General features: G+C 50.7%; 10 protein-coding genes. 3 read left to right on the top strand and 7 right to left on the bottom strand.

Annotation, left to right across the window (positions count from 1 at the left end; genetic code table 11):
* Positions 1–14 precede the first annotated feature (14 nt).
* Positions 15–899: a sugar phosphate isomerase/epimerase family protein gene (locus tag CA13_RS26600; RefSeq protein ID WP_146401868.1), complete on the top strand. Its 885-nt coding sequence runs from the start codon at positions 15–17 to the stop codon at positions 897–899.
* A gap of 333 nt (positions 900–1,232) precedes the next feature.
* Here CA13_RS26600 and CA13_RS26595 read toward each other — a convergent pair whose 3' ends face one another.
* From CA13_RS26595 to CA13_RS26570, 6 genes are all read right to left on the bottom strand, one after another.
* Positions 1,233–2,648 (bottom strand): sulfatase, encoded by a 1,416-nt coding sequence (locus tag CA13_RS26595; protein WP_146401865.1) that lies wholly within the window; start codon positions 2,646–2,648, stop codon positions 1,233–1,235.
* 222 nt (positions 2,649–2,870) lie between these two features.
* Positions 2,871–4,286, bottom strand: a complete 1,416-nt coding sequence (locus CA13_RS26590; RefSeq protein WP_419194862.1) for a sulfatase-like hydrolase/transferase — start codon at positions 4,284–4,286, stop codon at positions 2,871–2,873.
* Positions 4,287–4,293: 7 nt separating this feature from the next.
* The gene (locus CA13_RS26585) at positions 4,294–6,651 is read right to left on the bottom strand and encodes a glycoside hydrolase family 2 TIM barrel-domain containing protein (RefSeq protein ID WP_419194861.1); all 2,358 of its coding nucleotides are present in this window, start codon (positions 6,649–6,651) and stop codon (positions 4,294–4,296) included.
* A 479-nt stretch (positions 6,652–7,130) separates the two neighbouring features.
* Positions 7,131–8,333 (bottom strand): Gfo/Idh/MocA family protein, encoded by a 1,203-nt coding sequence (locus CA13_RS26580; RefSeq protein WP_146401863.1) that lies wholly within the window; start codon positions 8,331–8,333, stop codon positions 7,131–7,133.
* Between the two features lie 51 nt (positions 8,334–8,384).
* Positions 8,385–8,849, bottom strand: a complete 465-nt coding sequence (locus CA13_RS26575; RefSeq protein ID WP_146401861.1) for a cupin domain-containing protein — start codon at positions 8,847–8,849, stop codon at positions 8,385–8,387.
* Positions 8,850–8,864: 15 nt separating this feature from the next.
* Positions 8,865–10,262, bottom strand: coding sequence for a glycosyl hydrolase (locus tag CA13_RS26570; protein ID WP_146401859.1), 1,398 nt, complete (start codon positions 10,260–10,262; stop codon positions 8,865–8,867).
* An 89-nt stretch (positions 10,263–10,351) separates the two neighbouring features.
* On the opposite strand from CA13_RS26570, the gene CA13_RS26565 reads away from it, so the two are divergent.
* Positions 10,352–10,900, top strand: a complete 549-nt coding sequence (locus CA13_RS26565; protein WP_146401857.1) for a helix-turn-helix domain-containing protein — start codon at positions 10,352–10,354, stop codon at positions 10,898–10,900.
* Between the two features lie 18 nt (positions 10,901–10,918).
* Positions 10,919–11,695, top strand: coding sequence for a 3-ketoacyl-ACP reductase (locus CA13_RS26560; protein WP_146401855.1), 777 nt, complete (start codon positions 10,919–10,921; stop codon positions 11,693–11,695).
* Positions 11,696–11,813: 118 nt separating this feature from the next.
* On the opposite strand, the gene CA13_RS26555 is transcribed toward CA13_RS26560, so the two are convergent.
* On the bottom strand, positions 11,814–13,667 hold a 1,854-nt coding region (locus CA13_RS26555; RefSeq protein ID WP_419194860.1), incomplete at its 5' end, for an Ig-like domain-containing protein.

The raw sequence follows: 13,667 nt of genomic DNA, 5'->3' as shown, positions 1-13,667 counted from the left end.
TTTGAGGCCTTGCCATGATCGAACGACGACTTTTTGCATGCTGGTTTTTCGTTACTTCCTGTGTGTTCGCAACCTTTGCGATGAATCCGTCACCCGCTGGTGCTGACACATCGGATACAAAATCGCCATGGGCTCTTTTCGCATTTGATAACGGTGTTGGGCGTGATGCGGGCTGGAAGCCTGATGCACAAGCACAATTGTTATCGGAACTTGGATTCGACGGCATTGGCTACACCAACGTGGTCGACTTGGATCAACGCTTTGCCAGCTTCGACAAACAGCAATTGAGCGTAGTCAGTTTTTATGTGCCATTTCATTCGGAGAAAGAGCAATCGATAGATCCAAAAGTCATTGCCCAGCTACCGAAGATGAAGGGCAAGGACGCAATATTGTGGATTCACATCCACGGCAATGCGTCAGACGAACAAACGGCCGATCGCCTGCGAGTGCTTGCTGACCAAGCGGCAATTCATGACGTTCAAATTTCCGTTTACCCGCACCATGGGTTTCAGGTCGCAACAGCGGAGCACGCTGTCAAGATCGTCAAGGCGGTCGATCGAGAGAACGTCGGCGTTACATTCAATTTGTGTCATGAGCTACGTGCAGGTAACGGACCTCGCATCAGTGAGATCATCAAGAAGACGGCCGACCATTTGACGATGGTTTCGATCAATGGTGCAATGCGAGTCATGACGGACGCAAAAAATCCGTGGAAGGAATTGATCCTTCCACTTGGCGAAGGTGACTTCGACATACTGTCGCTGCTGAACGAATTGAAATCAGTGGGCTACGACGGGCCCATTGGGTTGCAGTGTTACAATGTCAAACAGGAACCCGCCGAGATGCTTGAAAATTCAATCAACGCATGGAACACGTATCTTTCCAAGCTTGAGAATTAGCAATCAAATCGGCAATCGAGAATCACGGTCGCCTGATTCGCGACCGTGAAATCGCTGACATAAACAAGCGACGCTGGACCGTGTTGGCGATCAACTCCACAATGAACTCAACTCCACTGTGAACTCGAAACGACGGACGTCGCGTCAATCGTTCCCTTGGGCCGGTGCGAAATCCATCAACGATTCGTTGTTGTCGGACCACTTTGTGAGAGCCGCAAGACGCTAGCCGGGGTTTTTCTCGCGTCAACCGGCGGCAAACGCCGTACCGCTCACAATCGAATACATTCACTGCCCCAATGGGCATGCTGCTTATTGTTGATGGCGGACGGCTTCCTACTTTTTCTTTTTCCGCTTCCCAATTCCGGGATCATGATCTGGGTTATCTGTCATCATCTGAGCGTCCACGGAACGACGCCACTTTTTGAGATTCCTTAACAACTCCTGCGTCTTTTCAGGTTGAATCGATGCGAGGTTTTGCGTCTCCTTGGGGTCCTCTTTCAAGTTGTATAGTTCAAGCTTTCCATCCTCAAAAAACTCGATCAGCTTCCAATCACCGTCGCGAATCGCTCCATACGGATTGGTGCGGTGATAGTGCGGATAGTGCCAATAGAGAGTATCGCGATTGAGAGTCGTGGCTGAGTCAGTCAATAACGGTACGATGCTTACCCCATCAAGATGCTGATCGCGGCGAGGTGCGAGCCCAGCAATATCAAGGATCGTCGGATAGAAGTCAGTCCCAATCACTGGGACATCGCAAGTCGAACCGGCTCTCGTTTTACCCGGCCACTTCACCACAAAAGGTTCCCTGACACCACCTTCATGAGAGTACGCTTTGAAGTCTCTTAATCCTCCAGTGGTTTTATCATGATCGCCGCCGTTATCGCCAGTCAGAATCACCACGGTATTATCCGCAATCCCGAGTTCATCGAGCTTTGTCATAATCCGACCGACACTATCATCTAGTTTTTCAACCATTCCGGCACGAGCAGGATTTAGAAACTCATCTTTCTCATTCGAAAAATCTTTCGCTTTCGTCTTGTATTTCGCAACTAACTCGGGCGGTGCCATGATTGGGCCGTGAAGAGTGTAGTAAGCAAAATACATCAAGAATGGCTGTTCTCTGCTTGTCTGATCTAGATAGTCCACGGCGGCATCGGTGAGCTTATCGGTAAGAAAATCACCGGTCTCTCCGTCATCCAAATTGGGCATGCCGAATGGCGAAAAATAGCGTCCAGGCCCCTTCGGTTGCCCCCATTCGCGGCCACCAATATTCACATCAAAACCATGGGACGTTGGATAATGTTCATCAAAGTCCGGCTGACCGATCGGCATTAGATGCCACTTCCCGAGAAAAGCTGTCGCATAGCCCGCCTGCTTCAACGCCTCCGGTAACAACACACGCTGTGGATCCAGCTTCGTTGACCATTCTGGCACCGAGAGTTTCGCGTAGGGACGTTTATGCCCGGTGATCCAATCTGTTAGATGCAGTCGAGCCGGATAGCATCCGCTTAGGATCGCCGCTCGACTTGGCGAACAGACCGTGCAAGCAGCATAGCCGTTGCTGAAAAGCATCCCCTGATTGGCCAACTTGTCGATATTTGGCGTCTCATAGAACTCGGCGCCGTAACAGCCAAAATCTCCCCACCCAAGATCATCCACCAATAGAAACACAAAATTGGGTTTTGACTCCGCCGCGCATAATGTGATTGGCAAAGAAAGAAACACGATAAACTTCAGTACATTCAACATCGGAACTCGCTACTTCGTTTTCGTAATTATTGAAAAGGTCAATTTTTCTGAACAGCATCCGCTTCTTGGAAAACCGCATCGTCCATCCAGTGCAGATAGTTGGATCGGGCTGCCTTCCCGATTGTCGATACTGTCTTTTGCCGTGTGTTTTTTTCAACCCCATCGATCGTTGCCAATCAAGCCGAAGCATAAACAGTGAGTCCGTTCAAACCGAACGACGCGCTATGGACCATCTCCAGAATAAGGGAAGTGCGGATCCTTCTTACTCTCGGACCGCAATATTTTATTCATCTTCTCGACAATCTCCGGGTAAGAAGCGGCTACGTCCTTGGTTTCGTAAAGGTCCGTTTCAAGATTGTAGAGTTCAGTAACGCCTGCTGCGCCATATCGCACCGCTTTCCAATGCCCCATCCGTGTCGCTTGACGGAATGCCTTAGCGGCTCGCCCCTCCATGATTTCCCAGTAAAGATGGTCATGCGTTTTCTGTTCTTTGCCGATTAACTCGGGCAGGAAGGATATGCCGCCCGTTTGGTCTGGAGGATCAACGCCAGCGATCTCGGCGAGCGTGGGCATGACGTCGTAAAAGATCGCCTGATGTTCGGATGTCTCGCCGGCACGGATCTTTCCTTTCCAGTAGGCAATACCCGGCACCCGAACGCCACCTTCATAAAGATCTCGTTTATGTCCCTTCAGCCCATTGGAACTGATGAAGAAAAGCGGGTCATGTTTGTCGCCGCCTGCAGGCCCCTCAGCATGCGGTCCGTTGTCACTGGTGAAGAGAACAAATGTGTTATCCATTTCGCCCATGGCTTCAAGCTTGTCGAGCAGTCGTTGGATTTGTTCGTCCAGCATCGTGATGCGTGAGGCGTGCCGTCGTTCAATCTCTGGCCATCCATGCTCTTTGTAGCGATCCTTTTCACGGAGAAAGAACTCGTGCGCGTGAGGACTTCGGTAAGACATAAAAAGAAACAGCGGCTTTTCTTGATCCCGCTTTTGATCCAAAAATTTCAGCGCAATGTCCGTCCGAAATTCATCTAAACAATCGATTTTCGTGTAGTCGTGGAAAACGCTTTCTTGGCATCCGTTCACCCAGTGATCGCGTTCATCAAAAACACCACCATCGGCTTTCGGTCCCCACTGCTCCTGGACTGCAAAATCAAAACCGCGTCCCGTCGCCCATGTGGATACATCCTGCGGAATTCCTAGATGCCACTTGCCAATGAATGCCGTTTGGTAACCTGCCCCGTTTAGCATCTCGGGCACTGTTACTTCCGACTTTTTGAGCGCGATACGATCCCATTTCCCATCCTCATGCAACCCTTTGTTGCCGCGAATGCTCAGACGCCCAACCGGAATCCCCGTCATCAAAACGGCCCGAGATGGCGAACAAACCGCACAACCTGCGTAGAAATCGGTAAAGCGAAGCCCCTTTGAAGCCAACGTATCAAGGTTCGGAGTCTTGATCACCTCTTGTCCATAACACCCGAGTTCCCCCCAGCCCATGTCGTCCGCCAACAGAATCACAATATTGGGTTTCGCCGGGATTTTTGCAGGCGAATTTTGAGCGGGTTCGGTTTCAACGCCAAAAGCCGTCAGAGAACCTACGCACACAAACACCGAAAAAGACAACAACATCATTCTCATATTACTCAAGCTCCACAATCAATTTCCCGTTCTGCAAACCTATCGCCGACGCACTAATGCTAATCTCATCCGACGCGTCGCCAATTTGGACCAACGCGGTAGCGATACCAGCCTCTGCCTTTATCTCACCAACGTTCAACAACGTAACATCCCCATTCAATTGAATCGCAACGGCTTCCGAGTAATCAGGCACGATCGTTCCGTTTTCATCCACGGCGGCGATGTAGACGAACACGGTGTCGTTGACCCCGGCGGTCGGCATTTTGCCGCTTTCGTCCAGCCAGACTTTTAACGCAGCAGCTTTACCCGGTGTCTTTACGGCATGTTCGCAAACAGCCGTGCCAGCGATTAATCCAACTGCCTTCAGTGTACCGGAAGTAAACGTCTCGATCTTGAACGTAAACGGCGGATGGCCAAGATGGGTGCAGTTCTTATCCGCATCCGGTTTTTGCGAAGAAACCAATTCATCATCCAGGAACAACTGCACTTCGTCGCAATTGCTGTAGACCTTGATATCCAGAGCCGACTCGGGGGTCCAATAGCTAGCGATTTTTACCATCGCGCCCGCAGAAGTCTCACGTTGACTCTGATAGAAGTGGTAGCTGAATTTCGGCAATCGAAAAATGTCCATGATGCCCGACGACTCGATCTCGTCGTGGTAGCCGCGGTTGTAATCATACATCACCCAGTAGGCATCGCCGTAGGCCGAAGTGCCGAGGTTGTCGTTGTGCGATTCTTGTACGTTGTAGGCCTGCTTCAACAAACGCTTTTCACCATACTCGCGAAGTTGACGGCTACTGGCTTCAAGACGTGTCGTCTTGTCCAACTTGTCTTGGTTTAGACCTGCATTGTTGGAATAGTATTCCCAGTCGCCGTATTCCGACACGAAATAGGGTTTCGCGAGATTTTCGTGATAGCCGTGCAAAATCCGGTGCTGACGCGCCTGTTCAAAAACGTCATAGACGTCATTCATCCAGCCTGATGAGTAAACCTTCTCGCCAGGATATTCCGCGTGCGTGATCCGATGCAGCTCTTCCATGAACGGGACCGGCATTCGGCTTTCATTCAGCGAGACTTCCCACGCCAATACCGACGGACGGTTACGGTCGCGGCGAATCAATTCTATGGCAGAGCGGTAACAGTAGTTGCGGAAACGATCGTCATCGAGGTAGTACTGCCAACCCATAATCGCGTCAAGCGTTATTAACCCGAGCTCATCACAAGCATCCATGAACGCGGGCGAATGCGGATAGTGCGACAAACGGATATGGTTGAATCCAGCTTCTTTGATCTTTTTTGCATCGCGATATTGCGCGTTGTCCGAGAACGCATATCCGACAAAAGGATACTCTTGATGACGATTCACACCGCGCAGAAATGTCTTTTTTCCATTGACATAAAGTTCATGAGCTTTGAACTCAAATTCGCGAACTCCAAATCGTTCACTCTGTTCATCCATCAACTTGCCGCCAACCAGTACGGTCGTCTTCATAGAGTACAAACTCGGTGATTGCGGCGACCACAACTTTGCACTCACAACAGGAATCTCTTCAACGAATTCGGCTTCGCCGTCCGAAGCGATTTCTACAGGCTTCGATTTTCGTTCCGTCACGAGTTTGCCTTCAAAGTAAATTGATTGAACAACTTCAACGACTTTTTTATCGGCATCCTCATTGATGACATGAGTCTTCACCTTCACGATTGACTCATCTGCTGCAACCTTCGGATAGGTGATAAACACACCACCGCCTGCTGTTTTGCCAGCCAGCACCGGGTGAGAAATATAGACCTTGTCTTTGATGGTTAGCCACGCGTTACGATAGAGCCCTCCATACATATTGAAGTCTAGAATCTTCAACGGCTTTGGCCCTGTCAGCGGGTTGTCGGTGTTATCCAACCGCACTGCTACGACATTTTTTTCGCCCGGTTTGAAATACTCGGTCGCATCAAGGACAACCGGCAAGTAGCCCCCCATTCGCTCCTTGACTAACTCGCCATTGATCCAGATTCTTGACTGACTCATCGCACCTTCAAACTCAACAAATAGCTTTTTCTCCACAACTTCTTGCGGAAGCTCAATGGTCTTGCGATACCAACAGATTCCCTGCCACTGATCGTTGACCACCAATGGCTCTACATGGGCGGTATGCGGCAAAGAGACCGACGCCCAACTAGCATCATCCAACATCACAGACTGGAAACCGGAATCCGTTTCGGCGGCGTCCAGCAGCTTGAATTTCCAACCGCTATTTATCTTCTGTTTGCACGCGTCCAACTGCTCGGGCGAAGCCAAAGCAAGCGTCGGAACAGCAAACGAAAGAACCAATAGGAGCACAAAAAACACGAAGGATTTCATCATCTATTTCCTTGTTTTTGACTGAGGCCTTAAGACTTCACAATCAGCAGGCTGAGCATTCTTGGAGGGCGTTCGGCTAAGCTATTCTTCCCGTTTTGGTCTGCCGCGAAACGTAACACACATAAGATCGCTCGACGCTGCCAACACATTTCTCAACACCTTGGCACAGCGTCAAGCCAATCTGCAATCGCCACAAACCTAATAGAGAGAGCTACACATTGTATCTGCGATCATGCGCGAAGTCGCCTCCCTAGAAAGGATTGGCAGGGCAAATCAGCTTTTCAAACTGGGTCATCAGCCGCCGAGCGCTCGCTCGCGGTCACGCCAGGAAGGCGGCCTAACGGCCAGCAACAAATTTGCGTAATGTGATAAACGAATTTGCCCTGAAGGGATCGGCGGGCATGAAAAGCGAGTCGAATCACACAACGACCCTCTCGTTTGGGCCAATCTGTATATTGACGAAAAAGGAACGCTAGACAGTGCTACTGCGTTGTCGATGCAGCAAACGCTTCAATGTCAGTGACGTCGACCCATTTGCGTTCCTTCCAGCTTTGCATTCCCAACTCCGCAAGTTGGACTCCCTTCGCACCTTCCATCAAGCTGTATCTCCAAGGGGTATCGAGAACGACATGCTTGATGAATTCTTCCCATTGGATTTTGAAGGCGTTGTCGTAACTAATGTTGTTGGGCACATCTTCCCAACCAGCTAGAAAATCAATCGGCTGAGCGATATCGGGATTCCAAACGGGTTTCGGTGTGTTGGCGGCACTTTGCGTTTTCACTTCGCGCAATCCAGCCACCGCCGAGCCTTTAACACCGTCAACTTGAATGGAAAGAAGATCGTCGCGGCGGACTCGCGTACACCAAGAGCTATTGAACTGCACCATGGTGCCATCTTCCAACAAGAACATGGCGTAGGCCGAGTCGTCAGCAGTGCATGGGTAAGGCGTTCCATCTTCACTGCGACGTTGGTCAATATCGGTCGCTCCGTACGCAACGAGGCTCTTCACGGGCCCGAAAAGATTGTCGATCACATAACGCCAATGACAAAACATATCGATCATCATTCCGCCACCATCTTCAGCGCGGTAGTTCCAACTCGGTCGCTGTGCCGGTTGGTCGTAATCCATCCCCGTAAAGACCCAATAGCCAAACTCGCCGCGCACCGAAAGCAGTTTTCCGAAGAAACCAATTTCTTGCAGCATCTTCAACTTGCGTAATCCCGGCAGCCACAACTTGTCTTGCACGACACCATTTTTCAGCCCCGCGTTGTCGACGAGCTTGGCAAGTCGAACGGCCTCTGCGGTCTTGGTCGCCGTTGGCTTTTCGCAATAGATTGCCTTACCCGCTTTGACCGCCATCTCGATGAAACCGGCGCGCTGAAGCGTTCCTGAAGCATCGAAGAAGATTTCGGATTCACCGTATTTTCCATCCAGTGCACCTTGAACATCGGTGGTGTAGGCGTAGGGTTCGCCACGTGAATCATTTCCGTGCGTTTCCGCAAGATCCTTTAACGCGTACTCGCGGCGTCCTGTTAGGATCGGGTCGGGCATGATTACCAAGTCGTTACCAACCTTGATACCGCCTTGCTTGATAATCTCACTGATGGATCGAATCAGATGCTGGTTCATCCCCATGCGTCCGGTCACACCATTCATAATGATGCCAATGCGTTTGGTTTCCATCGTTTGTTCCTGCGGTAAGATTCTTTGGTTGGTTAATTCAATTGGTTTGAACTAGATAATGACCGGCCCACCTTCGGGCATATCCGTACACTGAGTTTGGGCACCTGTGGGCAATTCAGGTACGTCGACACCTGCCTTTGGTAACGTTCCGGCAAGCTCCTGACGCCAATGGGCGACATCTCCGGCGGGCCCGTAGACATAGACAAACGTCAAAGGTTCATCACCAATATTTGTTAATTGGTGGTAAACGCCAGATGGAATCTGAACAATTTGCCCCGAGACCATTTCTTGCCGCTCTTCGCCCAAACACATTTCCGCTTTACCGGAAATGACGAAGTAGATCTCCTCGGATTCCTGGTTATGCCAAGGCACTTGCCCGCCGTTAGGCTCAAGTGTTACGTAGCCCATGCAGAAATTTTTGCACTGAACCGGTGAAGCCCCGCCAACCAAGTTCTGAGTCAACCTTCGCGCTGGGTAAGTCCGTCCTTCGATTTTGCTTAGATCGCCGATGATCATGAGATGCCCTTTCCGTTAGAGGAAAAATTTTAGGTAGGTTTTATCGTTTGCAATACGGTCGACAAGCAGTGCCAATTCGCGTGCGTGATAATCTCCCCACATGCTCGATTCGCCACACGGAACGCTTTGTCCGTCGGGAATATGGTCCCAACCGTTGGGGCGGTGATATACCGAGTGAAGTATCAGGCCTTGATGCGACGGATCGGTGCTGAGGTAGGGCTCTTCCAACAATGTCTTAAGCACCGTGAGACCGGCTTGCATATAACGTTCACCAACCGCCGAATCTTGGTCGTTTAGATAACAACCTAGTCGAATTAGCCCCTGTGCACCAATGGCAGCCGCCGACGAATCAACCGGTTCGAATTCATTGAACGGATCTGCAGGACGGTCAAGGTAGTCGGTACCGAGCTTGTGGAGATTGGGTGCTCCGGTGTCCCAGTATGGAATTCCGTCAGCAGCACTATGCTTGATGAAAAAATCGCAAGACGCTCTTGCCATCTTCACCAAGAATCCCTCTACCGCGATGCGGCCGCCTTCGGACTCAAATTCGCTGTCATCGATAGTTTGCAGGAACTCGAGTTGCTCCGCAGAACCGACCATGATCCACGCCAATCCACGCGTCCACGTTGTGAAGGGCGAAAACCCTTGCTGCGAATTCGGGCAACGGAAGTTACCGTCATTTAGATTAAAAATACTCTCGTGTGCTGTTCGACCTCGGATGTCGTAGGCGTCTCTGCCTTCCCCGTAGTACACCGAATAATCCGCTGTCGCCTTTGCATGTTGGATCAATCGAGTTAGCAGGCTGACTTCCGCATCGTTTTCGTGCATAAACGAATGCCCTAGCTGGTGCGAGACCGCCAACGCACGCAGAGAACGAATCGTATCGGCGAACAACGAATGCGGGCCATTGAACGAATATACATAACCACCGTTTGGAAGTGTCGTCCAGCGGCGAGCCTGAACAGCGCCCGAAGCTTTCAAGGCCATTTCGTAGAAGTTTCGCTCCCACAAATTTTCTGCGATACGGCCTTCATTCATCAGACGCAAAAGATTGCCGTACGTGCTGACGTTGTTGAACCCATGGTCATGGACGCCAAAATGCGTGACGTGTGGAGCCATCTTGTCGATGGTATTCTTCTTGCCCATCTCCAAAAATGACACATCGTCACTGGCATCGTACTGAAGAATTTCCGATCCATACTGAAACCCCTGAGTCCATTCGGTCCATCCGCGCGTCGTGTATTTGCCCTTCACCGTAAATACGGGCGACCCTTGGGCTGAGTCGTAGTTTTGATTGAGATCGTTGATCTTTTGCCCGGAAATCGCCCAAAAACGATCGATGGCTGGCTGCAAGTCTTGGGGGGAAATATGATTGTCGAAACGCACGTAAAGTTCTCCTGTAATATTTTTCATGCGTTTATATACTATCGGGGAACGTTTTCAAGCAATAAACTGAGATTTGTTGCGACTTGGTGAACAGAGCGTTTGAGAAAGCACTGTGAATGGACGAATCTGCTGAAATCGGCTTGGACATGTACAATTTTTCGGTAATACGAGACCTCCGAAAACTTGGCAACATGACCATTGCCGATCTATCGGAGCGGACGGGGATTTCGCCAGCGGTGATTTCCAAGCTGGAACGCAATCAGACAGTTGCGGAATTGAAAACACTGTTTCGATTGTCGCGGGCGTTTGGTGTGACCGCTGCGGAACTTCTATCGCTTGTCGAGTCTCGCACCGCGCAGTGCAAACACGAAACCGAGCGGATTGCTGGTGACTTTCATTTTCGTGAGATTCAATTTGCAAATGCCAAGTGCTTCTATGCGGACGCTCCGAAAGGCGCCAAGCGTTCCAATCCAGACGCGCATCGCGACGACTTCGAAATCTGTTGGGTGTTGGAAGGTAAGTTAAAGCTTGACCTTCCCTATGAGAGTCACATTCTTTCGGCAGGGGACTGCCTTCAGTTTGACGCTCTGTTTGAACACACTTACGAAGTGCTCGAAGATTGCAGAATCATTATTCAACACATACACAAGCAAAAGCGATTTTGAATCGCTCGGAGAATTCAGATGACTAAACAGGTAGCCTTGATCACTGGCGGAGCACTTGGCATCGGTTTTGGAATTTCGACAAGATTAGCCTTGGATGGATTCAACCTTGTACTGAGTGGACGACGAGATGCATCGGAGGTGGCGGAGTCAATTGAATCGCTTCAAGCACACGGCGCCGAAGTGCTGTATTGCTCGGGAGACGTTTCGAGTAGCGAGGATCGGTCGGCGATGCTCGAGGAAATCGAAAAACACTTTGGACGTCTTGACGTACTTGTCAACAACGCGGGCGTAGCACCCACCATACGGGCGGACATCCTTGAAGCATCGGAGGAGAGCTACGACCGTGTGATGAACATCAATTTGAAAGGGCCCTACTTTCTGACGCAGGCAGTGGCAAACTGGATGATCAAGCAGAAAAATGCGGATAGCGAGTTCAATGGCTGCATCATCAACATTGGCTCGATTTCGGCAACCGTCGTGTCTGTGGCACGTGGCGACTACTGCGTCTCGAAAGCGGGGATTGGGATGATGAGTTCATTGTTTGCCGCGCGACTGGGAGAATTCAACATTCCTGTATTCGAAATCCGACCTGGCATCATCAAGTCGAACATGACGGCCGGCGTGACTGAGAAGTATGATCGCTTGATCTTCGAGACGGACCTATGCATTTTGAAACGCTGGGGAGTGCCCGAAGACATCGGTAAACTCGCAGCAGCAATGGCACGCGGGGATCTTCCCTACGCGACGGGACAAGTCATCTATGTCGATGGTGGGATGACAGTCCAGCGATTGTGATACGAGCGATTGTGATACGAGCGATTGCAATGTCGGCGATTGCAATGCGTCATAAATAGACCATCGCCACAAGCACGTACTACGCAAGCGGCCGAAAACGTCCCAAGGGTTTCCCCCGCTAGCCAACTCGAACTTCGAACCGTTCCTGAATTGCCGCGTCAAGAGCCGCTAAGAGAGAAACATCGTCATCAGCCGCGTCCGTGTCCCCAACGCGATGACGATCCATTGCGATCAAATCGATTGGATTAAAGACATTCGCCGTAGAGTCGCCGCCCGATTTCCGCTTCGTTTCACCTTGTCTCTCATCGATCGTGGTTGGGTGAGTATTGCCAGAGATGGGATCGTTTTCCGCACTTACAAGTGGTGATCCAATCCATTCGCCAGACGGAACTCGCTCTGACTCAGCCGGTTGCTCGACGAGTCGATTGATTGCAAGCAACGCATCCAACGCTGAAATTTTAACATCGCCGTTCACATCGTAAAAATACTGCTCATCAACGCCGTCATTCGTGCCAATCCCATAATCATGCTCTTGGTCAACAACGATTTCCACGCTCCCAGTTCCTAGACGGTTGAGCCGATTAATGACGAGCAACGCATCCAATGCGGAAACCTGTCCATCACGATTGACGTCTGCAGGATCGAGTGGATACTGCAAGCGACTCTGTACCGTTTGGATGGTCATCAGCGTTGGCAAGCTCCTGCTACCGTCTTGATCCACTACGGTAAAATAGAGTGAATCGGACCCGGTGTATCCCGGGCTAGGCATATAAACCAGCGCACCATTGATCACTTCCGCTGATCCATGGCTTGGACCGTATTGCTCTATCGGATTCGTTCCCGGCACAGGCCCGCTTAGGATCTCAACAAGCGAAAGGTCCAATGGTGTTTGCGAGGCAAAGTAGGGTGCAACCGCGACTTCTACACTTCGCTCAATCGACGTTCCAGCAACAATTGTGTCGGCAAGAGGACGTGCAAGGAGTCGTACGGTTGCAACACGACTGAGTTCACCGGAGTGATCCGCGATGGTATAGGTGAATCCATCTTCGCTAACAAACGAAGCTCCCGGCAAATAGCTCAACTGTCCGTCTTCAAATAGCAGCTCTCCAAACTGAGGCTCCACCGTTACGCTCATGGTCGAGCGAACAATATTTCCGTCGACATCTTCATCATTGATGAATGGGTCAATCTCCGTCTTGGTTACCGAACTAACCGCAATCACATCATCGACAGCGTGGGGCGCGTCATTACGACCTGAAACGGCTAGGAAGACGGTGGCAAAACTGGCAACACCCCGATCGTCCCAGATACCATAACGGAAAGAGTCCTGAACCGTCTGACCCACATTGAGAGATTGGATTTCCGACGAAGTCAACGGTTGGTAAGAGATTTGCCCCGTATCCGCGGCAACCGAGAGGACCGCTCCCAACTCAGTCACCCCGATACCCGCAAGGAACTCAATGACGCGCTCGTGATCAACATCAACATATTGATCATTCAAAAGCAAGTCAGAGACGACCAATTCCAACGCCAAATCTTCGTTCGTTGTAAAATCAATATCGTCGACGGCAACTGGGTCAAAATCGCTAACGGAAATAACAAATTCAGTCGTGACCGATTCATCGCTTGGATCGATCGCCGCAACGACAATATTCAATGTTCCAACGTCGCCACTTGTCGACGTGCCAGCAAACGTCCGCGTGGACGAGGTAAATGCCAGCCAATCGGGCAGAGCGGAGCCATCGTCAAGCATGGCCGTATAGGTAAGCATGTCCCCGTCGGGATCACCAAAGGAGCCTTCAGGGAACGTGAACGAGAAAATCGATCCCTCGGTTGTGGATTGGTCATTAATCGACTTGCCTAGCGTCGGAACGTCATTGGTGTTGCCGACCGTCAAGACAAACTCATCCGAGACTGTTGCATTACTGGGATCACTGGCAGTGACTTTGACGGTGATCGTTCCTACATCGAC

The organism is Novipirellula herctigrandis, assembly GCA_007859835.1.
Lineage (GTDB): Bacteria > Planctomycetota > Planctomycetia > Pirellulales > Pirellulaceae > Novipirellula_A > Novipirellula_A herctigrandis.
Note: the sequence above shows the minus strand (reverse complement) of the source record. Positions and strands in the feature narration are given on the sequence as shown.